Here is a 24,149-nt window from a genome sequence, read left to right on the forward strand (position 1 = left end):
TGATAGTGCGGATTCCCGTGTGAAAGTAGGTAATCGTCAGGCTCCCCAGCATGACCAGAAATCCCACCCTAAAAGGTGGGGTTTCTGCGTTTACGCGGCAAAAACGTGGACGCAGAAAACATCGCCGCGGTGAGACTTTGCCCGAAGCGCTCCGGTTCTTCTGGTCTCACCCCTATCCGTAATGCCGCAAAATCGCCGACGGTACTCCCCTCACCGTCCTGCATCATCTCATCCGTTTAAGCCCTTTTCCGCACCGGCGTCTGATACGACAAGCCTGCGGTGAAGCGGTCGAGCCGTTCACTGGCGTCGGTGATCGCCCAAAGGGGTGCGCTGTGCAGTTGCCGATCGTAGTTCGATGCGATTTCGGCGAAAAGCGCGAACCCTGCGCTGTCCAATCTCCACTCGCCGGTCTCACGGCCGATATCGAAAACCGCTGACACCGCTCTCTCCGCCGCACCGATCTGCTCGCCAGTCGTCGAGCCAAAACCCGATTCAGCCAGAAAACCCGTCAACAGCATGACCTGGGTGAGCGTTTGCGCATCGCTCGTGCTGCCGGCACCCCGGCGCAAGGCGTCGAGCGCCAGATGCACGCGCAGGGCAAGGTCGTCGGCGACCTGCCGGGCGATGGGCAACAGCATGGCTTTGTCATGCCGAGCACGTGCGGCGCCAGTCTTGCGGGAAAACGGAATAGGTTGTGCCATGACGGTCCAGTGTTATGCCTGTGCAGATGCAATAACGGCGCGTACGGCAAAAGGTTGAGTCCTTATTAGGCGGCTATCACACCCCAATTCGGTCGTCGAAAGCAGTGGAATGGCTGTCTTAAACCAATTGGCATAGACTGACCGGTGCACTCGAGCTTTCATCTCGATTGCACGGTTTTTCCGATTTCCCTTGTTTTGTCGCAGCCTCGGATCGAACAGTCTCTGGAACTACCGGGTCCCGCATCATGGCAATTTCGGACATACCGGCCCTGCTTGGTCGTCGTGTCCCGGCGGTTTGGTCGACCGTGAACACGCTGTTAGTAAACTTCCGACCTAAGCCGAGCACATTCCGTTGTAGACGCCGCGCTACCCAGCCGCAGCATCTGTCAAATCGGCTTCACTCCTGATCCGGCTCATCAACCGGCGCCACACTGCGCGCCCTCACGCGCCGGCGAATCTCCGAATCGAGAATCAGCCGGCCACGCAATTTGCCCTTCATCCGTTTCACGTAGCGTGGCGCTTCGGTCATGTGGACCACCATCAACTCGCGCACCTTTTCCACATCGCGTTCACGCGCCGCTTTCGTGATCGCTTTGTGAATCTTCACGTTGGCGAGACCAAAACGTTCATGTTCGACCTGCGGCGTGTCGTTACGAAACTCGATCAATTGCCGGATCATTTCGTTGATCAACTCGCAGCTGAAGCGCAGGAATGGATTGGGATTCGCCGCCGCGAGGATGTCGTGAAAATTGACGTCTTCCTGACGTTGCCGAACGATGTCCTGTCCGCCATGTGACGAAGCCGGCCGGTCGCAGCACGCAATGCTTGCTTCGAGCGCCTCGAAGTCCTGCTCCGTCAGATGCGGCACCGCACCCGCCGCTAGCTCCGGCTCCAGCAATTTGCGCACGGTGTAAATGTCGTCGATCGATACATCCTTGAAGAACAGGTAATTCTGCAGGAGCTGTAGCGTGCGATCGAGCGGCACTTCAACCACCATGCCGCCGCCGCTTGGGCCCGTGGTCACCTTGATGAGACCTTGCACCTCGAGAGACTTCAGTGCCTCGCGAATCGTGCTCTTGCTCACCGAAAAGAGCTGCTGCAGTTCCACCTCGCGCGGCAGGCGGTCACCCGGTTTCAGGTCTTTCTCTGTGATGAGCCGCTTGATCTCTTCGGCGACCAGATCGCCACGCTTTTGCTGCTTGATCTCAATCGCGGCGCCAGCCTTGGCGCGGTCGATGGCCATTTTCGTTACTCCCAGTTTTGTCCTGCGCGCTTTTGACGGGCTGCCGGGCCCGTCATGGCACGGAAAGCCGTGCCGCTGCCGCCAGGAATTTTGCCTTATTGACACTCGAATTTATTGTACCTACGATCGAGTCCAACCTATTTATCATGATAAATAGAACAAAGCCGGTGTGGTGGAAAACTTCTCGGCGGCCAGCAGGCTTTCGTCGTCGTTCGCGCAGTCTTTCAGTTTCGCAGTCGGTCAGTGCGTGTCTCTTTCTTAAGGAGCGTCATTTTGAATCGCCGAAATATGTTGAAGCTGGCCGCGTTGTCGGCCGTTCCGGGGACGTTGGGCTCGCTAGTCGCGCGTAGCGCGTTCGCGCAGGCCGGCACCTTGCAGTTCGCCTGTCCGGTGCCGATGTCGGGCCCGTTCGCGGCGAACGGCAAGTATGCCGACCTCGGCATGAAGCTCGCTATCGAGCAGTACGGCAAGGTACTCGGTCAACCGCTTGCGTACACGGTGCTTGACACGGAAGGCAAACCCGCAACAGCCGTGCGCCGAGTGCAGGAAATCGCACAGCAGAAGAATGCACGCTTCTTTGCCGGCGGTATTTTGTCATCCGAAGCATTGGCAATGGGCAAGGAAGTCCAGAAAGCTGGCGGCATCTTTATCACCACTGCAGGCGCGGACGAAATCACCGGCAAGGACTGCAACGACGCGACTTTCCGCTGGTCCGTGCCGACTTACGGCGCGATCGAACAGACCGTGCGTCCGTTGATCCAGATGATGCCGAAAGCCAAGCGCTGGTACACCATCACGCCGCAATACGTATTCGGCGATGGTTTGCTATCGGCGGCCAAGGCGATTTTCAAGGAGAAGGGCATTGAGCACGTGGGCAATAGCTACCACTCGCTCAACGAGAAGGAATTCAGCGGCTATCTGACGAATGCAGTCGCCGCGAAGCCTGACGTTCTGCTGATTCTCAACTTCGGTTCGCAATCGTCCGATACGTTGCGCCAGGCCGTGAGTTTCGGCATGAAGAACAATTGCACGATTCTGCTCGCGTGGGCTTCCGGGTTGGAGCAGTTCGAATCGCTCGGTGCTGACCTGTGCGAAGGCGTCTATTTTGGCGCACAGTATTGGCACGACATCGACTCGCCGCTCAATCGCGATCTCGTCAAACGCAGCAATGCCGCGTTCAAGGCCAATCCCAACTACAGTCTCGCAGGTTCTTACATCTGCACAAAGATCCTGCTCGACGGCATCGTGAAAGCGGGCACAGTCGATCCGAAGAAGGTGGTCGCAACGCTCGAGGGGATGAAGTACGACGGCTTGACCGGTCCGGAGGAAGTCCGCAAGGGCGACCATCAGGTGCTGAAGAACTACTATTTGTTGAAGGGCAAGGCGAAGAACAAGATGAAAAACGCCGACGACTACGCGGATATCGTGAGCTCCGGCCAGTCGTTCCTCCCGCTCGACAAGACCGGCTGCAAGATGGCCTGATGCATCAGCGCCGCAAGCAACGCGGCACGCTCATTAGCGAAACTCCATCGCTACACCCTTTAGACGGACGCCATGAACGTTTATCTCCTGCAGATCGTCAACGGCATCGGAGTGGGAATGCTGTATTTCCTGCTCGCGGTCGGTTTGTCGATCGTGTTCGGCCTGCTGCGCTTCGTGAATTTCGCGCACGGCGCGTTCTATCTGCTCGGCGCGTACTTTTGCTATCAGGCCATGCAGTGGTCGATGAATTTCTGGACCGCACTCGTCGTCGTACCGATCGTCGTCGGTGCGCTTGCGTGGATCGTCGAGAAGCTGATTCTGCGGCACGTCTACGCGCAACAGCATGAGTTTCATATTCTGGTGACGGTCGGTCTCGCCCTCGTCGTGCAGGAATGTGCGATCCTGGTCTGGGGACCGCTCGGCGACAACGTACCGGTTCCCGACATGCTGAACGGCGTGGTGATCTGGGGCAGTTTCGTGTATCCGAAGTACCGCCTGTTTGTGATCGGCTTCACGGCTGTGCTGGCTGCGCTGTTGTGGTGGGTGCTGGAGGGTACACGGCTCGGTAGCGCGGTGCGCGCCGGCAGTGAATCGACGGAAATGGTGTCATTGCTCGGCATCAACGTGATGCGCGTTTTCAGCCTTGTGTTCGCGCTGGGCGCCGCCACTGCCGCTTTGGCCGGTGTGCTCGCCGCGCCGATTCGCGGCGTTGATCCGTTCATGGGCATCGAGGCGCTCAGCGTCGCGTTCGTCGTGGTGGTAGTCGGCGGAATGGGCAACTTTCTGGGCGCGCTGGTAGGCGGACTGCTGGTCGGCATCGTGCAGAGCGTGATGAGTACGCTGTGGCCGGAAGGCGCACGGCTGATGATTTATGTCGCGATGGCCGCCGTGCTGCTGCTACGGCCGAACGGCCTGCTTGGGAGAGCGGCATGATCGATACCTCGAAACCTGCTGTTCATGATGCCTCTTCCCGGCCGGCTCAACGGAGCTTGAAGCATGCGTTGCATCGCTATCGCTTCCTGTTGCTTGCGTTACTGGTCGTGTGCGTATTGCCGCTGACGTTACGTTCCGGATCGTTAGCCACAGAAGTACTCGTGTTCGCGCTCGCCGCGCTCGGTTGCAATCTGCTGCTCGGCCATACGGGTTTGCTCTCTTTCGGGCAGGGCATTTTCTTCGGACTCGGCAGCTATTGCGCGGGCCTCGTCCTGACCAAAACGGGCATGCCGATACCCGTGGCGCTGCTTGCCGCGATCGTGATCGGCGCGGCTGCCGCGGCGCTGGTCGGCTGGTTTTCGATTCGTCAACGCGGCACGTACTTCGTCATGTTGACGCTTGCATTCGGGCAGTTGTTCTACTTCCTCGCCTACACCACGCCCGATCTGACCGGAGGTGACAACGGCTTGCTCGACATCCCACGCCCGGCGCTGGGGTTATTCGGCAAGGCACTCTTACCGTTGACTTCGCCGTGGCAGTACTACGCTTTCGTCGCCGTGCTGTTCCTCGTGGCGTTCTGGTTGCTGATGCGTGTCTCGCATTCGGTATTCGGCCGCACGTTGCTGGCGATCCGCGACAACGAGGCGCGTGCGGCCGCAGTCGGCTATGACGTCAAACGCTTCAAGCTCATGGCGTTCGTGATCTCCGGCGCAGTGACGGGCCTCGCTGGCGCGTTGCACGCGCTGATGACCGGCATCGCGCCACTGTCCAATATCGATTACCACACGAGCGAGATGATTCTCGTGATGACGGTGATCGGTGGCACGGGCAATCTGTTCGCGTCGGTGCTGGGCGCGGCGTTCTATGTGCTGTTCGCCGACTGGTTGTCCACGCTATGGCCGCGCTGGCTGTTGCTGCTCGGCATCGTGCTGATCGCCGTTAGCCTTTTCATGCAGCGCGGGCTATGGGGCTTGGGCGAACGAATCTGGCAGGCGCTGCGGCGTAACTCATCCGCAGACGCTGACAACGATACTGGCAACCACGCAACTGAGGAGCGCATATGACCGAAGCGATTCTGCAAGCGAGCGACGTGGTGAAGCGGTACGGCAAATTCACGGCGCTCTCCGAAGTCAATCTGCGCGTTATGCCACGTACCGTGCATTCGGTAATCGGTCCGAATGGCGCGGGCAAGACGACGCTGTTTCACGTGTTGACGGGTACGTTGCCCATCACCGACGGGAAGATCATCTTCGACGGTCATGACGTCACACATGAACCCGACCATAAACGCGTGCGCCGCGGCGTCGCGCGTTCGTTCCAGGTGACGAGCCTGTTCGCCAATCTGAGCGTGCGCGAAAATCTGCGGCTTGCCGCGCAAGGTGTCGACGCGGTGCGTGCATTGAACGCATGGACGCCGCCGCATGGTGCACTCACTCACGCGGACACCGTTGACAGTGTGCTTGAACGCCTCGCATTGCAGCGCTTTAGCGAGGTGCCGGCGGGCGCGCTATCGCACGGCCAGCAGCGACGGCTTGAAGTCGGCATGGCGCTCGCAGCGCGGCCCAAGGCGATCTTTCTGGATGAGCCGACTTCCGGCATGGGCATCGACGACCTCGACGACATGAAGCAGTTGATCCGTGGCCTGCGTGACGATTACACCGTCGTGCTGATCGAACACAACATGGGCATCGTGATGGATATCTCCGACACGATCACCGTCATGCAACAAGGGCGCGTGCTGGTGGAAGGGCGCCCGGACGATATTCGCGGCGACGAGCGCGTACGCAGCGCTTATCTCGGCAACATGATTACCGGAGGCCGCGCATGATTCTCGACGTTCAGCAGATTCACGGCTTCTACGGCAAGAGCCACATCCTGCAAGGTGTCTCCTTGCAAATCAACGATGGTGAAACGGTCACGCTGTTGGGTCGTAACGGCGCAGGTAAGTCGACCACACTCAAGGCCATTGCCGGTGTTGTCACACCGCAGCGCGGTACGGTGATGTTCAACGGCACGACAATCAACGGCATGCCGCCGCACAAGATAGCTTCGCGAGGCGTGTGCTTCGTGCCCGAACATCGCGGCGTCTTTCGCCTGTTGACCGTCGAAGAAAACCTAAGGCTCGGCGCGCGCAAGGATTCGCCGTGGCAACTCGAAGACATCTACCGCATATTTCCACGGCTGAAAGAGCGGCGCACGAACGGTAGTGCACAACTCTCCGGCGGCGAACAACAGATGCTCGCGATCGGCCGTGCGTTGATGAATCATCCGCGACTGTTGATGCTCGACGAACCGGTTGAAGGCCTCGCGCCAGTGATCGTCGAAGAGATCGTCGCGCAACTCAAGTTGATCCGTGAAGCGGGCGTCGCGATTCTGCTGGTTGAGCAGAACCTGGAAGTCTGCACACAACTCGCGGATCGCCACTACATCATCGAACAAGGTGTGATCGTCTACGAAGGCGACAACGCTTCCTTCGCCGCCGACGATTCGATCAAGGACCGTTATCTGGGCGTGGGCGTCGTCTAACGCCCACGCTGTCTTCATTACGAGTACGAGGAAGCATCGATGCAAGTTCATGAATCAACAACCGTCGCGACGCTCGCTGATCTGCGTGTCGACGGTGCGCGGCTCTGGGACAGTCTCATGCAACTCGCGCAAATCGGCGCGACGGAAAAAGGCGGTGTATGCCGGCTCGCGTTGACTGACCTGGATCGCAAGGCGCGTGACCTCTTTATCGCGTGGGCAAAGGAGATTGGCTGCAGCGTGCGGATCGACGCGATCGGTAATATCTTCGTGCGTCGTGCGGGGTTGCGTGACGACCTGCCACCGGTGATGACCGGCAGCCACATCGATACGCAGCCCACAGGCGGCAAGTTCGACGGTAATTACGGCGTACTGGCTGGTCTTGAAGTGTTGCGCACATTGGCCGACGCCAACGTGCGGACGCTCGCACCGCTGGAGGTCGCGGTGTGGACCAATGAAGAGGGCTCGCGTTTCGTGCCGGTGATGATGGGTTCAGGCGTGTTCGCCGGTGCGTTCACGTTGGAGCATGCGCTCGAACAACGCGATCGCGAGGGTATTTCGGTGCGCGACGCGCTCGCGTCAATCGGTTATGCGGGTGACAGTGGGAAGCCTCATGTAGTCGGCGCGTATTTCGAAGCGCATATCGAACAAGGGCCGGTGCTGGAGGCGCATGACACGACGATCGGCGTCGTACAGGGCGCGTTAGGTCAGCGCTGGTACGACGTGACAGTGCACGGCATGGAAGCGCACGCCGGCCCTACACCGATGGAACTGCGCCGCGACGCATTGCTCGTTGCGGCCGATCTGATTCACGCGGTGAATCGCATTGCCCTCGATCACGCGCCGCATGGGCGCGGCACGGTCGGCTGGCTCAACGTGCATCCGAATTCGCGCAACGTGATTCCAGGCCGCGTGACCCTGACGGCCGATCTGCGGGCCGCTGACGATGCCTCGCTCACAGAGATGGATGCCGCACTACGCGCTGCCTGTGCGACCGCGGGTGAGAAGGCCGGCATCACGGTCGACGTCGAACAAGTGGTGTATTTCCCGCCCCAACCGTTCGCGGCGGATCTGGTCGCCGCGGTTCAACAGGGCGCGGACACGCTCGGATTTTCGTCGATGGACGTCATCAGCGGCGCGGGCCACGACGCCGTTTATCTCGCACGCGTCGCGCCAGCAGCGATGATCTTCGTACCGTGCAAGGACGGCATCAGCCACAACGAAATCGAAGACGCGCGCGCGGACCATCTGGAAGCCGGCTGCAACGTGCTATTGCAGGCGATGCTGAACGCCGCGCAAACGGCGGGGGGCACGGAAGCATGAAAGTCCTGATTGCAAGGATGAACCACGAGACCAATACGTTCTCGCCGGTGGCCACGCCGCTTGCAGCGTTCGGCCGCAATGGCCCGAGCTACGGCGAAGACGCGTTCAACGAAAACAAGGGCATGCAGACGGCAATGGCCGCGTTCATCGACGCAGCCGAGCGCGAGCATGCCGGGATCGTGACGCCCATTTCCGCATCGGCGAATCCGAGCGGACCCGTCGAAGCCGCCGCGTACGACGCGATCTGCGAGGCAATCGTTGCGGCCGCAACGGGTTGCGATGCCGTGATGCTTGACCTGCACGGTGCCATGGTCGCCGAAAATACGAACGACGGCGAAGGCGATCTGCTCGAACGCGTGCGCGCCGCGTTGCCGAACGCGCCGATTGCCGTCGCACTCGATCTGCATGGCAACGTCACGCAGAAGATGGTCGATAACGCCGACGTGATCGTCAGTTTCAAAACCTATCCGCACGTCGATATGTACGAGACCGGCGCGCATACGGCGCGTCTGCTGTTCGACCTGGTCCACGGCAGGGCGAAGCCGGTGATCGCATGGCGCCAGCCGCCGCTGCTCACGCATACGCTGCGCAGCGCGACGGCCGAAGGTGCGATGAAGCGCGCGGTAGACGCTGCACGCGCGGCTGAGGTCGATGGCGTGCTGGCTGTGTCGGTGTTGTCCGGCTTTTCGCTCGCTGACATCGAGGCGCCATGTATCAGCGTCGTCGTGGTGGCGAACGGTGACCGTGCGAAAGCGGAATCGGTAGCGGAGCGCATCGCGCGACAGATCTGGAACGAGCGCGAAGATTTCGTTTATCGCAGTGCGGCGCTGGCCGAATCTGTCGCACAGGCCGCGGCGCTCGCACAGGGCACGGACAAACCGGTACTGCTGCTCGATCACGGCGACAACTGCATGTCGGGCGGCACATGCGACACGATGGACCTGCTGGAGGAAGCGCTCAAGCAGAAGCTCGAAGGGGTTGTGAGCGGCCCGTTGTGCGATCCGCAGGCCGTCGCGGCGCTGATGGCTGCGGGAGTCGGCAGCACGGTGACGGTGACGATCGGCAACAAGGTCGCAAGCAGCGCGGTGACGCCGCGGCCGCCGGTTGCCGTGACCGGCGTAGTGCGCGCGCTGACCGATGGCGAATACGTGATCAGCGGTCCGACCTACACAGGCCAGCGTGCATTCATGGGGCGCGCGGCCGTGCTCGACACCGGCACGGTCAAGCTCGTGATGACCGAGCGCACACACGAACCGTGGGACCTCGGCGTGTTCGAGAGCGTCGGCATCGATCCGCGCCGCGCGCGTTTCCTGTTGCTCAAATCACGCATGTACTACCGGCCGGTTTTTGTGCCGATCGCCGTCGGCTTGGTGGAGTGCGACAGCCGTGGTGTGACGAGTTCGGATTACGGACTGTTCAGGTTCGAGCACGTGAAGCGGCCGGTGTTTCCGCTGGACGCGCAGACCGAATGGGCGTCGACAAACTGAAGCGGGTTGAACAACGATCCACACGACGAATCGACGGACATTCGCCCATGAACATACTTGTCCCGCAGGGCTTGTGCGACGCGTCCGGAGTCTCTATAATTCGCGCCTCTAAAGGCTCGTAGCTCAGTTGGTTAGAGCACCACCTTGACATGGTGGGGGTCGTTGGTTCGAATCCAATCGAGCCTACCAACGCATATGTGACGTAGACGAAAGCGGCTCCGCTTTCGTCTACTGTCATGTTCTCGCATCACATCGGCGCACATCGTCATCGTGCGGCTGTCCTGCCAGGTTCTCCCCTTCGTATTGGCTGTATTTCGCCACAGCCTGATTCGTTCGCTGTTCGAATCCGTAGAACAACGCAGGGGTCGTGCATAGAATCGTGTCGACCACCGCCGCGTCCAGGCCGAGTTCCAATAGCGTCGATAACGACTGGCCGTAGTTCATCACCTGCTCGTACTGAGTATGGGGCCAGTCGCTTCCCCACATCAGCCGCTCAGCGCCGAAGTGTTCGACAAGCAGGCTCGTCGCCTCACGCACAAAACCCGAACCCGGAACCGCACATCGGTACGCGCCCGAGACCTTGACCCACACCCGACCGGTTGCGCCATAACCGAGCAACCTCTTGAAGCCGGGATCGTGAATTCCTTTCTCAGGGTCGGGGCGTCCGAAATGATCGACGACCACGGGTACGCCAGCTTCGAGCAAGCGGTCGAGCATCGGTGCCAGGTCCTGCGCATTCCGGTGTAGTTCGACGTGCCAACCCAGCCTCGCCAGTCGCTCAAGCAACGGCGTCCATGATTTCGCCCCCAGATCCGGCAATGCCTGCTCGATCAGATTGAGCCGTATGCCGGTTACGCCGCGACCATGTAGGTCCGCCAGCGTTTCCTCTGAAGCATCGGGCGCAACGACCGCTACGCCCCTTAAGCGGTGCGTATCTCGCGACAGTGCTTGTAGCAGGTAGCGATTGTCCGTCCCGAGAAAACTCGGCTGCACGAGAACCGCGCGCCCGATGTCGTGCGTGTTCAGCAGTTGCAAATACGTGTCGAGCGTGGCGTCGTAGCCCGGCGCGTAGCGCCGGCTATCCGTGAGCGGCAAACCTCTCTCGAAGACATGCGCGTGAGTGTCCACGCGGCAGGAGTGGGACTGGGCGACGGATACGGGAGCACTCATGATCAACCCCGCGGCGGGTCCAGGGTCAATCGCGCGTTGTCGACGGTATCGGGAGCCGATTCAGGCACCACGCCACGCAGACGTTTGCCGCGCGTCTCGGGCAGCAGCAATACAGCGAACATCGCGAGGCCGTAAGCAATGGCCGCGTCGATTCCGATTGCCATGCCGAGCGACATCGAATGACTCATGTAGCCGACGAGCACGGGGAAGCCCGCCGAGGCGATCCGTCCGAAGTTGTAGCAGAATCCGACGCCTGTGCCGCGCATGTCGGCCGGATACAGTTCGTTGAAAAGCGGGCCGAGACTCGCTGGAATGCCTGCGGCGAACAAGCCGAGTGGGAAGCCCAGCACGAGCATTTGCGTGTTGCTCAGCGGCAGCATCACGTAAGCGAGAACTGTAACGATGCAGCAGAACGCGAAGAGGGCGACATTGCGCCGACGGCCAATGCGGTCGAGCAGATAGGCGCTCGCCATGCAGCCGCACCAGAAAGCCACGATGACGACCGCCAGATAGCCACCGGTGTTCAGAACCGACAGGTGCCGTTCTTTGGCGAGGAAGGTGGGCAGCCAGGTCATGATCGCGTAGTACCCGCCATGCGCGCCAGTGCCCAGCACGGCGCCGATCACGGTGGTCCGGAGCACACGCGGCTGGAAGACCTGGGTTATCTGCCCGAGCACCGAGACCTTAGGAGCAGCGCTTGCCGGCGCGACGCGTGCCGGTTCCTTCAGATTGCGCCGGACGAATAGCACCAGGCCGGCGGGCACGAGGCCGACGGCGAACATCACGCGCCATGCGGTGTCCGACGGCAACCAGGAGAACGCCGCGGCATACACCAGCACGGCTGCGCCCCAGCCGACCGCCCAGGCGCTTTGCACGGCGCCCATCGCTTTGCCGCGGTGTTCGGTGCGAATGGTTTCCGCCATCAGTACCGCACCTGCCGCCCACTCGCCACCGAATCCGAATCCTTGCAGCGCCTTGAGAACCAGGAGTTGCGGGAAGTTTTGCGCGAACGCGCAGAGAAAGGTGAAACCGGCGAACCAGAGGATCGTTATTTGCAAGGTCCGGACCCGTCCGATGCGGTCCGACAACGCGCCTGCGATCCAGCCGCCGAGCGCCGAAGATATCAAGGTCACGCTGCTGATCGCGCCGGCCTGCGTGTGGTCGATGCCGTACGCGGCAATGATCGCGGGGATGGCGAGGGTGAACATCTGCACATCGAGCGCGTCGAGCCCCCAACCCGCAAAGCACCCCCAGAAGGTGTTGCGTTCGAGGGGCGTGTCTTGCTTGTACCACGTGAACATAGCCGTCTCCGTCGTGCTTATCATGTAGTCATATATATGACTGTATGAATGGTGGTCGCAAAGCCACCAAAAGTCATTGAGTATTAACCCTTGCTCACGTCGCCGCCGCGGGATGTTGTACAGTAGTTACTCCTCTGAACAACTATATGAATGCTATGGACGCAACCTCTTTCGTGACCAAGCCGGATGGTCGGTTGCCCCGTTATCAGCAATTGCGTGACGACCTGGTTGGCCGCATTGCCGCAGGCGAATGGGCGCTGGAGGAACCCATCGCCACGGAGGCGGAGTTGGGGCAGTTCTATAACGTCTCCACTGGCACGGTTCGTAAGGCGATCGATCTGCTCGTTGTCGACGGCGTGCTCAGGCGCAGCCAGGGCAAGGGCACGTTTATTCGCCGGCCCCGTTTCGATTCGTCGCTGTTTCGTTTCTTCCGTTTCAAGTCGCGCGACGGCGAGCCGGTGCGGCCGACCGCGCGCGTGCTCAAGCGCGAGATCGTGAAACCCGGCGAAGAAATTCGCTCTACTTTGGGCATGAAAGCCTCCGAGAAAGCGATCCACCTCTCGCGTGTGCGCCTGATCGAAGGCCAGGCGGTTCTGTCTGAAGAAATCTGGTTGCCGCGTGCGCGTTTCGAACCCCTGGCCACGTTGCCGCTCGGTGATTTCGAGGACTTGTTGTATCCGTTGTATGAACGTCTTTGCAGGCAGATCGTGGCGTCCGCTACGGAAATCTTAAGAGTAGAACAAGCCACATCCGACGATGCCTCGCTTCTCGATGTAGCGGTCGGCAGCCCTGTCATCCAGGTCCAGCGTGTCGCATCGGACTTCGCGGGCACGCCGTTCGAATGGCGTAGCACGCGCGGCGCAGCCACGACGTTTCAGTACCAGGTGGAAATCCGCTGAGTCAGTGACCCGCTGGAATACCGCGGAACTGATCCGTCCCAACCTCACCTCGTTTTTTAAGCACCGCGGCTCCAGGATCGCTGGGCTGCACGCGCCTATCCGGGTATCACCCCATGGTGTCCGATGCTAGTTCATATAAACATATATATGACTATATCAATCTGGCCGTTTCCCTGGGCGTAGCGGCTGCCATGCCGCGAAGCGAAAGGCGAAGGCGGCCGGCGAGAAAACCGGAGCGGACATGTCTACGCAGGCAGGATTTGAGCAGCAGGTAATGAGGAAGATGGCGTGGCGTCTGATGCCGCTTCTGATCGTCATGTTTCTGATTTCGTTTATCGACCGCCAGAACGTCGGTTTCGCCAAGCTGGAGATGGTGCATGCCCTCGGCATGACGGAGGCGTCATATGGCCTCGGCGCTTCGCTGTTCTTCATCGGCTACCTTATCTTCGAGGTGCCCAGCACGCTGGCATTGCATCGCTTCGGCGCGCGGACCTGGCTCGCGCGGATCATGATGACCTGGGGTGTGGTCACGGTGCTGATGGCGTTCGCGCGCTCGCTGCCCGTTTTCTATTCCTTTCGCTTCGCACTGGGCGTTGCCGAAGCCGGCTTCTATCCCGGCGTCATCTACTACCTCACGCAGTGGTTCCCGCAAAGCTATCGCACCAAAGTGCTGGGGTTCTTCACGCTGGGTAGCTCGCTCGCCAACATGCTGGGCTCGCTGGTCGGCGGTCTTCTGCTGACGTTAGGCGGCACGTGGGGTTTCGCGGGTTGGCAGTGGGTGTTCATCGCCACCGGCATTCCCGCCATTCTGATTGCGTTCGTCGCGCTCAAATTCTTGCCGAATTCGGTGCAGGAAGCGCCGTTCCTTTCGCAGCAGGAGAAGGATGTCGTCATCGCCGCGCTCAAGCGGGAAGCGTCGGATGATGCCAAGGCGACGCGGCCTTGGGGCGCGTTGCTCGATCCGAAGGTTCTCATGTTCGCGTTGACGTACATGCTGATGTCGACGTCGTTGTACGGGGTGACCTACTGGATGCCGACGTTGCTGAAAAGCGATGGCGTGTCGTCGTCGCTGAACGGTCTGCTGAACATGATTCCGTGGGCGCTCGCGACACTGCTTCTGCTGTGGCTGCCTGGGAAGCTCAAGCGTGAGCGCGTCGTGTTGAAGGCGATGAGCGTGGTGGCCGGCATCGGCGTCGTTTGCTTTGCGTCGAGCCTGGTTCTGCCGACAGCGTCGCTGCGTTTTGCCGCGCTGTGTCTGGGCGGGGCGTGCATCCCCTTGCTCTATCCGTGCTTCTGGTCGCTGCCCCCGCGATTCTTCTCCGGCGCAAGGGCCGCAGCGAGCGTGGCGGCGATCAACGCAATCGGCAATCTGGGCGGCTTTGCCGGGCAGAACCTGATGCCTTATGTCGGCAAGGTGGCGCACAGCCATGTTGCGCCGATGCTGGTGCCGACGGCGTGCCTGTTTGCGTTGGGGATCGGCACGGCTCTGGCCGCGCTGATCGGCGCGCGTCGCAGGATGACGCTCGAGTCTGCGACGATTCGTCCGACGTAGATCCCGTCAGGGACGGAGCAGGTCGAAGCCGGCCAGCACGACAACCCCGCTTACCACGATCAGCGCTACCGAATGCTGTCCGAAGTAAAGAAGGGCCGCGGCCGACCAGCTCGTCGCTGCAAATGCTGCAATACGTTTCATGCTTTAAAACCCCAATGCGATAGCCAGCAATCCGCTGACCACCCCGCAAACCACCACGGCCAGCGCCACGACCGTCAGCACGCGCCTCGGGAACGAGCGCCCAAGCATGGCCATCGACGGCACGCTGATTAGCGGCAGCGTCATCAGCAACGCGCCAGCCGGACCCGCGGCCATGCCGAATGAGAGCATGGCCTGAATGATCGGCACTTCGCCCGCGGTCGGAATCACGAACAAGGTTCCGGCGATCGCCAAAGCGACGATCCACAGCAGGCTGTTATCGATGCTGGGTCCGATGTGCGGGAACAGCCATGCTCGCGCGGCGCCGAGAATCAGCACCAGGACGATGTATTCGGGAATCAGCCGCAGCGTCATTGTTCCGAGGATTTTCACCCAGCGTGTGAACGCGGTGCCCGGGTCGTCGGTGGTGACGAGTTGTGCCATGGCTTCGCGCGACGCCTCGGCTTCCTTCGGCGTGACTATGCGGTTCACCAGATAGCCGAGGCCGAACACCATCACGAGGCCGAGGGCGAGCCGCAAGCCCATCCATTGCCAGCCGAGCACGAAGCCCATGAAAATCAGCGTGGCCGGATTCAAAGCGGTATTGCCCAGCCAGAACGCGATCGCCGCACCCGGTGCCGCCTGACGGGCGCGCAAGCCGGCCACGACCGGCGCCGCGCAGCACGTGCACATCATGCCCGGCAACGACATCAAGCCGCCCTTCACCACGCTGCTGAAATCGGTCCTGCCGAGCGCGCGCGCGACCCATTGCGGCGGAATCAGCGCCTGCACCGCCGAGCCCAGCAGAAGCCCTAGCACCATGGCTTGCCAGATTGCCTTGCCGTAGGCCAGCGCGTAATCGATGGCGGCCTGCCACGAGGCTGCAGGCGCGCTCGGCGCCGTACCCATCAGGATCGACTTGCCGATGGAATGCTGACTTGCGGCGACGAACGCCCGGTTGTAGTACGGAAACCACTTCACATAGAAGAGCCCGACGACGGCGATCAGCAGAAACACGATCCAGCCGAGGGCGACGCGGGGCTGTCGAAGGGTTGATTGCATAGTGGATGGTCTTGAACGTTAATTTTTTTGGTCAGATGACGGCGAGCGCGCTGTTATCGAGTTGGGCAAGCAGGGCGTTGGCCTGCTCAACGACATCGGCGTCGTTGGGCCGAAAATTCATTTGCAACGCCTGCGGTAATTGCACGAAATGCTGATGGCTGCTGCGTGCATACGCCGGATCATAGTGCCGTTCGATCAGCTCGCGCGCGAGCTCGGCCCGGCTATTTTCATCGACGAGGTGTTGCCAGCCCGTGACACGTTCGCGGCTATGCAAACCGATCATCTTCTGCAACTGCGCTTTCAACGATTCAGGATCGTCGAACAGATGCGCATAGTCATGCAGCAGGAACGCCGCGCGGTCTTCGTGGCTCGATAGCACTTCGACGCAAGCGCCCTGATGAAACGTGTCGAGGAGCGCGAGCGGCAGTGCGATCGAACCGATCCGCCGGCTCTCCGCTTCGACGAACACCGGCCGTTTGGGATCGAATGTGCGCAGGGCGGTCACCAGCAGCGTGTCGAAGAGTTTTTGCGACGGCTGCTCAATGCCTGCCCATGCGCCGAGCAACGAGCCGCGATGGGCAGCCAGCGCTTCGAGATCCAGCGTCTGCGCGCCCGCCTGGCGCAGCGCTTCGAGCAGGCGTGTCTTGCCGCTGCCGGTCGGGCCCACTAGCGCGATGTAGTTGAACTTTTTCGGCAGCGTCTCGAGGGTGTCCAGCGTCGCGCGCCGATAGCTTTTATAGCCGCCGTCCAGCTGACGTGCCGGCCAGCCGATCATATTGAACAGCGTCGTGACCGAACCCGAACGTTTCCCGCCGCGCCAGCAATAGATCAGCGGCCGCCAGTTGCGCGGCCGGTCGGCGAAGGTGGTTTCCAGGTGGTGCGCGATGTTGCGCGCAACCAGCGCCGCGCCGATCCGCGTGCCTTCGAACGCTGAGACCTGCTTGTAAGTTGTGCCGACCAGAACACGCTCTTCGTTGCTCAGCACAGGTGCGTTGAGCGCGCCGGGAATGTGGTCTTCGGCGAATTCCAGAGGCGTGCGCACGTCGATGATTTCATCGAAATCACCGGCTTGATCGAGGCTGACGAGTAGGTTTTTCAAGGGGTTACGGACGAAACGGACCGGCGGGGGAAGCGAAATTATCGCATGCGGCGTGAATACGGGCTGGCGAGCCGCGCAGGCCTGCGTCCTGGACCTGCGTCTCGCCTTGCCTGGCCTGGCTTCGCCGATGAAACCCGCTTGCGCCTCAGCTAACCTCGACTCGCTTGTCTCCGCTGACCATTTCGCCGATCACGCACGCTTCGTTGAAACCGTCGGCGCGGAACAGGGCGAGCACCTCGTCGACTACTTCCGGCGCGCATGAAACCAGCAGGCCGCCCGAGGTTTGCGGATCGGTGAGCAGCGTACGGGCCGTCGACGGCAATGAGGAAGGCAAAACAATGTCTTTACCGTATGCGTCCCAGTTGCGCCCGGAAGCGCCAGTAAAAATGCCGGCTTCCGCGAAGCTGACCACGTCCGGCAGCCAGGGCAGATCCGCATAGCGCACGCGAGCAGTCAGATTCGATCCGCGCGCCAATTCCAGCGTATGGCCGAGCAAGCCGAAACCGGTGATATCCGTGAGGGCATGCACGCCGTCGAGCGCGGACAGCGCCGCGCCCGGCCGGTTGAGCTTGGTCGTGGCCGCGATCATCGCGGCATAGCCGTTTGAATCGAGCCGGTCTTTTTTCAACGCCGCCGACAGCACGCCCACGCCCAGTGGCTTGCCGAGGATCAGCACGTCGCCCGCGCGCGCACCGGCATTGCGTTTGACGCGCCGCGGATCGACCACGCCGATCGCAACGAGGCCGTAGATGGGTTCCACCGAATCGATCGAGTGACCGCCGGCGAGGGGAATGCCGGCTTCGGCGCAGACGGACTCGCCACCCTTTAACACCGCCGCGATCACGTCGTGTGGCAGCACATTGATCGGCATGCCGACGATCGCCAGCGCCATGATCGGCTTGCCGCCCATGGCGTAGACGTCTGACAGCGCATTGGTTGCGGCGATGCGGCCGAAGTCGAACGGATCGTCGACGATCGGCATGAAGAAATCGGTGGTGGCGACGATCGCCTGCTCGTCGTTGAGCCGGTAGACGGCGGCGTCGTCGGCGGTATCGTTGCCGACCAGCAGGTCGGGAAAGAACGGCAGCGGCGCGCTGCGCTTGAGCAGGTCGGCGAGCAGGCCGGGAGCGATCTTGCAGCCGCAGCCGCCGCCGTGCGACAGGCTGGTCAGGCGGGGCGAAGGGTTTGCGGCGGGGAGGGTGTCGGTCATGTGTGGCGCGGATTTCAGGCTTCGAATGACCACATTATGGCGGTTGTTCGAGCGCGGCGCAGGATAGCGGCCACCCACGGCGTGGGTCGTTGCGGACGCAATCAACTGATGCAAGAGGAATAGTGCTGCTTCCGTTAAACCGGCTGCGGCGCTTCATATTTAACAACTTTAAAGAGATGGGCAGTCTGGCTGCAGGACTTCATATCGGCCTCTATAATCGTTATTAGTATCCCAAAAAGAGCCGAGGCCATTACATGACCCACATGTCCCGGCGACAGTTTCTGAAGGTCTCCGCCACCACGCTCGCCGGATCAAGTTTGGCCCTCATGGGCTTCTCTCCGGCACCCGCGCTGGCCGAGGTTCGTCAGTACAAACTGTCGCGCACAACCGAAACCCGCAACACCTGCCCGTACTGTTCGGTGGGCTGCGGCATCCTGATGTACGGACTTGGCGACAACGCCAAGAATGCAAAGTCCAGCATCATCCACATCGAAGGCGATCCCGATCATCCGGTGAACCGCGGCACGTTGTGCCCGAAGGGCGCAAGCCTGATCGACTTCATTCACAGTCCGAGCCGTCTGAAGTATCCGGAGTACCGCGCGGCTGGATCAAATGAATGGAAGCGGATTTCCTGGGAAGACGCGCTCGATCGCATCGCCAAACTGATGAAGGAAGACCGCGACGCCAATTTCGTCGAGACGACGGAAGACGGCAAGAAGGTCAACCGCTGGCTGACCACCGGCATGCTCGCAGCATCGGCCGGTAGCAATGAAGTGGGATATTTGACGCACAAGACTGTCCGCAGTCTTGGCATGCTCGCATTCGATAATCAAGCACGTGTTTGACACGGCCCGACGGTGGCAGGTCTTGCCCCGACGTTTGGCCGTGGAGCGATGACGAACCATTGGGTCGACATCAAGAACGCGGATGTGATTCTCGTGATGGGCGGCAATGCGGCCGAAGCGCACCCGTGCGGTTTCAAGTGGGTCACGGAAGCGAAGGCGCATCGCAAGGCAAGGTTGGTCGTGGTCGATCCGCGCTTTACGCGCACGGCCTCGGTCGCGGATTACTACGCGCAGATTCGAACCGGCTCGGACATTGTGTTCCTGGGCGGGGTGATCAACTATTTGCTCACCAACGACAAGATTCAGCACGAGTACGTCAGGAATTACACGGATATGCCGTTCATCGTGCGCGAGGATTTCTCGTTCACGGACGGCCTGTATTCCGGCTACGACGCGGATAAACGCAGCTACGACAAGAGCACGTGGGACTACGAGATCGGCGACGACGGTTACGCCAAAATCGACCCGACGCTGCAGCACCCGCGCTGCGTCTACCAGCTGATGAAGCAGCACTACTCGCGCTATACGCCCGAACAGGTCGAACGGACCTGCGGTACGCCGAAGGAAAAATTCCTCAAGGTGTGCGAGATGCTGGCGTCCACAGCTGTCCCGGGGCGTGCCGGCACGATCCTGTACGCGCTCGGCTGGACGCATCACTCGATCGGCGCGCAGATCATCCGCACCGGCGCGATGGTGCAATTGCTGCTGGGCAACATCGGCATTGCGGGCGGCGGCATGAACGCGCTGCGCGGTCACTCGAACATTCAGGGTTTGACCGACCTGGGTTTGATGTCGAACCTGTTACCGGGCTACATGACGCTGCCGATGGAAGGCGAGCAGGACTTCGACGCCTTCATCAAGAAGCGCGCGAGCCAGCCGTTGCGGCCGAACCAGTTGAGCTACTGGCGCAACTACCGCGCGTTTCACGTCAGCTTTATGAAGTCGTGGTGGGGCGATAACTCGACCGCCGAGAACAACTTCGGCTACGACTATCTGCCGAAGCTCGATAAGTCATACGACATGCTGCAGGTCTTCGAGCTGATGAATCAAGGCAAGATGACCGGCTACATCGCGCAGGGCTTCAACCCGCTCGCCGCGGCGCCGAACAAGGCGAAGATCGGCGCGAGTCTGGCCAAGTTGAAGTGGCTTGTCATCATGGATCCGCTCGCTACTGAAACTTCGGAGTTCTGGAAGAACTTCGGCGAGTTCAACGACGTGGATCCGTCGACGATTCAAACGGAAGTGTTCCGTCTGCCCACCACGTGTTTCGCCGAGGAACGCGGCTCGCTGGTCAGTTCCAGCCGCGTGCTGCAGTGGCACTGGCAGGGCGCTGACGGCCCGGGCGAAGCGAAGAGCGACCTCGAGATCATGTCGGGGCTGTGGCTGCGCATTCGTAGGGCTTATAAGGAGAACGGCGGCAAGTATCCCGATCCGATTCTCAACATGAGCTGGCCTTACTCCGATCCGGAAAGCCCGACGCCTGAAGAAATCGCCATGGAGTTCAACGGCAAGGCCCTCGCCGATGTGACCGACGCTACCGACAAAACCAAGGTGCTCGCGAAGAAAGGCGAGCAGCTGGCGGGCTTCGCGCAGCTTCGCGACGACGGCAGTACTGCGAGCGGTTGCTGGATTTTCTGCGGTGCGTGGACTCAGGCGGGCAACCAGATGGGCCGTCGCGACAACTCGGACCCGACCGGCATAGGCAATACGTTGAACTGGGCATGGGCGTGGCCTGCGAACCGGCGGATTCTGTACAACCGCGCTTCCTGCGACGCCAGCGGCAAACCGTTCGACTCCACGCGCAAGCTGATCGCGTGGAACGGCAAGACGTGGAGCGGTGCCGACATTCCCGACTTCAAGGTGGATGAGCCGCCTGAAAACGGCATGAATCCGTTCATCATGAATGCGGAGGGCGTGGCGCGCTTCTTCTCGCGCGACGGTCTGGTGGAAGGGCCATTCCCCGAGCACTACGAACCGTTTGAAACGCCGCTCGGCTATAACCCGCTGCATCCGGATAACAAGGCGGTCGTCAGCAGTCCGGCGGCGCGCGTGTTCCCGGACGATCGGGCCGCCTTCGGCACGCATGAGAATTTCCCGCATACGGCCACCACGTATCGTCTGACCGAGCATTTCCACTACTGGACCAAGCACGCGCGTTTGAACGCGATTGTGCAGCCGCAGCAGTTCGTGGAGATCGGCGAAGATCTGGCGAAGGAAGTGGGCGTGGTCGCGGGGGATCGTGTGAAGGTGTCGTCCAATCGCGGGCACATCATCGCCGTGGCGCTCGTCACCAAGCGGATCAAACCGTTGATGATCGAAGGGAAAAAGGTCCAGACGGTCGGCTTGCCCTTGCATTGGGGCTTCAAGGGGCTCGCGAAACCGGGCTATCTCGTCAATACGCTGACGCCCTCCGTGGGCGACGGGAATTCGCAAACACCGGAATTCAAGTCGTTCCTCGTCAAGGTCGAAAAGGCATAAGGAAAAGAGATGGCACTGCAATCACTGGATATCAAACGCCTCTCGGCCACGACCTTGCCTGAACCGCAAGTGCGTGAGCCGGTGACGGGCACGGTCGCCAAGCTCATCGACGTATCGAAGTGCATTGGCTGCAAGGCGTGTCAGACGGCCTGCATGGAGTGGAACGATCTGCGCGACGAGATCGGTACCACGACCGGCATCTATGACAACCCGCGCGATCTGTCTGAGCATTCGTGGACCGTCATGCGGTTCTCGGAGTACGAGAACACCGAAGGCGATCTCGAGTGGCTGATCCGCAAGGACGGCTGCATGCACTGCGAGGATCCGGGCTGTCTGAAGGCCTGCCCCTCGCCGGGCGCGATCGTGCAGTACACGAACGGCATCGTGGATTTTCACGAGGAAAACTGCATCGGCTGCGGCTATTGCGTAACCGGCTGCCCGTTCAACGTGCCGCGTATTTCGAAGAAGGACAACCGTGCGTACAAGTGCACGCTGTGTTCGGACCGCGTGGCTGTCGGTCAGGAGCCGGCGTGCGTGAAGACCTGCCCGACTGGCGCGATCATGTTCGGCACCAAGGAGGACATGAAGCAGCAGGCGGCGGATCGGATTGTCGATCTGAAGGAGCGCGGTTTCCAGAACGCCGGTTTATACGATCCTGCCGGCGTGGGCGGCACGCACGTGATGTACGTGCTGCATCACGCCGACAAAGCCAACCTGTATCACGGCTTGCCGCAGAATCCGAAAATCAGCGTGATGGTTTCTCTGTGGAAAGGTCTGGCGAAACCGCTGGCGCTGGCAGGTATCGCGTTTGCTGCGGTGGCAGGGTTCTTCCATTACACCCGTGTCGGTCCGAACGAGGTGACGGAGGCGGAAGAAGCCGAAGCACAGCACGAAGCTGACGAAGCACGCCGTTCGCGGGAGGCATCCGATGAAGCACGCTGAAAATCATGAGCACGTTGTGCTGAAAGACGTGAAGGGCAACAGCCTGATCCAGCGCTACACGCCGAATGAACGGACGAATCACTGGATCACTGCTATCACGTTCGTTCTGCTGGCGCTCTCCGGTCTCGCCATGTTTCATCCGGCGATGTCGTGGCTATACGCGATCTTCGGCGGCGGGCAATGGACGCGGATTCTGCATCCATTTGTCGGCTGTGTGATGTTCCTGTCGTTCCTGATTCTTGCGTTGCGTTTCTGGCATCACAACTATCTGGACAAAGCCGACATCCAGTGGATGAAGCAGATCGACGACGTGCTCAACAATCGTGAGGAAAAACTCCCTGCGATTGGGAAATACAACGCCGGTCAAAAGCTGCTATTTTTCACTATGGTGATTTGCCTGCTGCTGTTGCTGGCGAGCGGCATTGTGATCTGGCGGCGCTATTTCTCGTTCTATTTTCCGATCGAGATCATTCGCCTCGCGGTGCTGGTTCATGCTGCGGCTGCGTTCGTGCTGATCGTCGGCATCGTCGTGCATATTTATGCGGCGTTGTGGATCAAGGGCTCGATCGGTGCGATGACGCGCGGTACAGTGACCTACGGTTGGGCGAGAAAGCATCATCCGAACTGGTTCAAGGAAATCATCGGCAAGTAGGAACGGCAACAAGCGTGGCGCAGCTTGCCACGCACCCCGAGCCGCCGCCCCTGTTCGACGAACTGCGGCGGCTCTTCAGTTTTTAGCGCAGTTTTCAGAGGTCGATACTTTGGTTCAACGCATTCTTGAGGCCGGCGATATCGAATCGCTCGACCACACGGCGATTCCCCGCATCCGTACGCCGGAACGGCTGGCGGTCTTTTCGGCGCGCGCCGCGCGGCTGCGCCAACTGGCGGCGCTCAGCAATCCGATCGCCGGCTATTTGCGTCTGATGGCTGTGCTGGCGGACGCGCAGCAAGCCGTGATCACCGGCTTCAAGGCAAAGCCGCCCAGCGCCGAGTTGATCGCGAGTGCACAGCAGCATTCCATGCCGCTGATTCCAGCGCTTTCCGGCGTGCGCGATCCCGCGTGGCACGAGGTTTTGCTGCATCTGCTCGACAAGGTGCAGGCCGCCGGCCCGCTTACACCGCCGCTAGAAGCGCTCATTGAAAAGCAGCGAACGCTGGATCAGGCCACGCTCGACACCCAGGCCGACGCGATCTTCGCGCAGCGCTTCGAGGAAGTCGATCCGGCGAGCGCGCCGTTCATCATGGCGGCGCTGCAAGTCGTATGGACCGACCTTGCTGCCGACATCGACAAGCGCGAGGTGCCGTACATCGAGACGCTGGGCTTGTGTCCGGTGTGTGGATCGCATCCGGTGGCAAGCATGGTGCGCGTGGGCGGTGCGTACGACAATTACCGTTACCTGCAATGCGGCCTGTGTGCGACGGAGTGGCACATGGTCCGCGCGAAATGCTCGAACTGCGATTCGACCAAAGGCATTGCCTATCACGCTGTCGGCTCGCAGGACGCCGACGAGGCCACGCGAGAAGCCGATTCGAAGAATGCGTCCTTGAAGGCGGAGTCGTGCGACGAATGCCATACTTACCGGAAGATCGGCATCCAGTCGAAGGACTACGATTTCGAACCGTTCGCGGACGATCTCGCCAGTCTCACGCTGGACCTGCTGATGGGAGCGGAAGGTTACCGGCGCGCGTCGCCGCATCCGTGGCTCTGGCCGGAACAGGCCGAACCTGCGGCTGATGATTCTTCCGGCGAGTCCGACTGAG

21 protein-coding genes and 1 tRNA gene are annotated in these 24,149 nt (G+C 60.9%); 14 read left to right on the forward strand and 8 right to left on the reverse strand.

The annotated features are described in order from the left end of the window. Nucleotides 1-236: 236 nt before the first annotated feature. Both BM438_RS41190 and BM438_RS41195 read right to left on the reverse strand, forming a co-directional pair. Nucleotides 237-701: a hypothetical protein gene (locus BM438_RS41190; protein ID WP_093646656.1), complete on the reverse strand. Its 465-nt coding sequence runs from the start codon at nucleotides 699-701 to the stop codon at nucleotides 237-239. Between the two features lie 397 nt (nucleotides 702-1,098). Continuing rightward, entirely contained in the window at nucleotides 1,099-1,944 is an 846-nt protein-coding gene (locus BM438_RS41195; RefSeq protein WP_093646658.1) for a FadR/GntR family transcriptional regulator, read from the reverse strand. A 273-nt stretch (nucleotides 1,945-2,217) separates the two neighbouring features. On the opposite strand from BM438_RS41195, the gene BM438_RS41200 reads away from it, so the two are divergent. From BM438_RS41200 to BM438_RS41235, 8 genes are all read left to right on the forward strand, one after another. Beyond that, a complete protein-coding gene (locus BM438_RS41200) occupies nucleotides 2,218-3,426 on the forward strand; it encodes an ABC transporter substrate-binding protein (RefSeq protein ID WP_093646660.1) in 1,209 nt (402 codons plus the stop codon). Between the two features lie 72 nt (nucleotides 3,427-3,498). After that, entirely contained in the window at nucleotides 3,499-4,359 is an 861-nt protein-coding gene (locus tag BM438_RS41205; RefSeq protein WP_093646663.1) for a branched-chain amino acid ABC transporter permease, read from the forward strand. Continuing rightward, entirely contained in the window at nucleotides 4,356-5,423 is a 1,068-nt protein-coding gene (locus BM438_RS41210; protein WP_093646665.1) for a branched-chain amino acid ABC transporter permease, read from the forward strand. Before BM438_RS41205 ends, BM438_RS41210 begins: the two co-directional genes overlap by 4 nt. Next, nucleotides 5,420-6,187, forward strand: a complete 768-nt coding sequence (locus BM438_RS41215) for an ABC transporter ATP-binding protein (protein ID WP_093646668.1) — start codon at nucleotides 5,420-5,422, stop codon at nucleotides 6,185-6,187. The genes BM438_RS41210 and BM438_RS41215 overlap by 4 nt, the downstream gene beginning before the upstream one ends. Then, nucleotides 6,184-6,885 (forward strand): ABC transporter ATP-binding protein, encoded by a 702-nt coding sequence (locus tag BM438_RS41220; protein ID WP_093646670.1) that lies wholly within the window; start codon nucleotides 6,184-6,186, stop codon nucleotides 6,883-6,885. Before BM438_RS41215 ends, BM438_RS41220 begins: the two co-directional genes overlap by 4 nt. A 39-nt stretch (nucleotides 6,886-6,924) precedes the next feature. After that, nucleotides 6,925-8,205, forward strand: coding sequence for a Zn-dependent hydrolase (locus BM438_RS41225; RefSeq protein WP_093646673.1), 1,281 nt, complete (start codon nucleotides 6,925-6,927; stop codon nucleotides 8,203-8,205). Then, nucleotides 8,202-9,692, forward strand: coding sequence for a M81 family metallopeptidase (locus BM438_RS41230; protein WP_093646675.1), 1,491 nt, complete (start codon nucleotides 8,202-8,204; stop codon nucleotides 9,690-9,692). Before BM438_RS41225 ends, BM438_RS41230 begins: the two co-directional genes overlap by 4 nt. Before the next feature lie 112 nt (nucleotides 9,693-9,804). Next, nucleotides 9,805-9,881: transfer RNA gene (locus tag BM438_RS41235), tRNA-Val, on the forward strand. Nucleotides 9,882-9,926: 45 nt separating this feature from the next. Here the strand turns inward: BM438_RS41235 and BM438_RS41240 are convergent. Both BM438_RS41240 and BM438_RS41245 read right to left on the reverse strand, forming a co-directional pair. Further along, on the reverse strand, nucleotides 9,927-10,862 hold the full coding sequence (locus tag BM438_RS41240; protein ID WP_093646678.1) for an amidohydrolase family protein: 936 nt from the start codon (nucleotides 10,860-10,862) through the stop codon (nucleotides 9,927-9,929). 2 nt (nucleotides 10,863-10,864) lie between these two features. After that, a complete protein-coding gene (locus tag BM438_RS41245) occupies nucleotides 10,865-12,163 on the reverse strand; it encodes an MFS transporter (RefSeq protein ID WP_093646680.1) in 1,299 nt (432 codons plus the stop codon). A 155-nt stretch (nucleotides 12,164-12,318) separates the two neighbouring features. Here BM438_RS41245 and BM438_RS41250 point away from each other — a divergent pair, with 155 nt between their 5' ends. After that, entirely contained in the window at nucleotides 12,319-13,062 is a 744-nt protein-coding gene (locus BM438_RS41250) for a GntR family transcriptional regulator (RefSeq protein WP_093646682.1), read from the forward strand. Nucleotides 13,063-13,303: 241 nt separating this feature from the next. Beyond that, entirely contained in the window at nucleotides 13,304-14,614 is a 1,311-nt protein-coding gene (locus BM438_RS41255; protein WP_093646684.1) for an MFS transporter, read from the forward strand. Between the two features lie 6 nt (nucleotides 14,615-14,620). Here the strand turns inward: BM438_RS41255 and BM438_RS46820 are convergent, their stop codons facing one another. The 4 genes from BM438_RS46820 to selD all read right to left on the reverse strand — a co-directional run bounded on the left by BM438_RS46820 (nucleotide 14,621) and on the right by selD (nucleotide 18,123). Continuing rightward, nucleotides 14,621-14,755, reverse strand: coding sequence for a hypothetical protein (locus tag BM438_RS46820; protein ID WP_266212432.1), 135 nt, complete (start codon nucleotides 14,753-14,755; stop codon nucleotides 14,621-14,623). 3 nt (nucleotides 14,756-14,758) lie between these two features. Further along, nucleotides 14,759-15,814 (reverse strand): permease, encoded by a 1,056-nt coding sequence (locus BM438_RS41260; RefSeq protein WP_093646687.1) that lies wholly within the window; start codon nucleotides 15,812-15,814, stop codon nucleotides 14,759-14,761. A 31-nt stretch (nucleotides 15,815-15,845) separates the two neighbouring features. After that, nucleotides 15,846-16,913, reverse strand: coding sequence for a tRNA 2-selenouridine(34) synthase MnmH (mnmH, locus tag BM438_RS41265; RefSeq protein WP_093646689.1), 1,068 nt, complete (start codon nucleotides 16,911-16,913; stop codon nucleotides 15,846-15,848). A gap of 145 nt (nucleotides 16,914-17,058) precedes the next feature. Beyond that, nucleotides 17,059-18,123, reverse strand: a complete 1,065-nt coding sequence (selD, locus tag BM438_RS41270) for a selenide, water dikinase SelD (RefSeq protein ID WP_093646726.1) — start codon at nucleotides 18,121-18,123, stop codon at nucleotides 17,059-17,061. 254 nt (nucleotides 18,124-18,377) lie between these two features. Between selD and fdnG the strand changes: the two genes are divergently transcribed. From fdnG to fdhE, 4 genes are all read left to right on the forward strand, one after another. After that, a complete protein-coding gene (gene fdnG, locus BM438_RS41280; protein ID WP_143131847.1) occupies nucleotides 18,378-21,446 on the forward strand; it encodes a formate dehydrogenase-N subunit alpha in 3,069 nt (1,022 codons plus the stop codon). A 9-nt stretch (nucleotides 21,447-21,455) separates the two neighbouring features. After that, nucleotides 21,456-22,388, forward strand: a complete 933-nt coding sequence (gene fdxH, locus BM438_RS41285) for a formate dehydrogenase subunit beta (RefSeq protein WP_093646694.1) — start codon at nucleotides 21,456-21,458, stop codon at nucleotides 22,386-22,388. After that, entirely contained in the window at nucleotides 22,375-23,040 is a 666-nt protein-coding gene (locus tag BM438_RS41290; protein WP_093646697.1) for a formate dehydrogenase subunit gamma, read from the forward strand. The genes fdxH and BM438_RS41290 overlap by 14 nt, the downstream gene beginning before the upstream one ends. Nucleotides 23,041-23,149: 109 nt before the next feature. Further along, nucleotides 23,150-24,148: a formate dehydrogenase accessory protein FdhE gene (gene fdhE / locus BM438_RS41295; protein ID WP_093646699.1), complete on the forward strand. Its 999-nt coding sequence runs from the start codon at nucleotides 23,150-23,152 to the stop codon at nucleotides 24,146-24,148. The last annotated feature ends 1 nt before the right edge of the window (nucleotide 24,149 follow it).

It is taken from the genome of Paraburkholderia aspalathi, assembly GCF_900116445.1.
GTDB lineage: Bacteria > Pseudomonadota > Gammaproteobacteria > Burkholderiales > Burkholderiaceae > Paraburkholderia > Paraburkholderia aspalathi.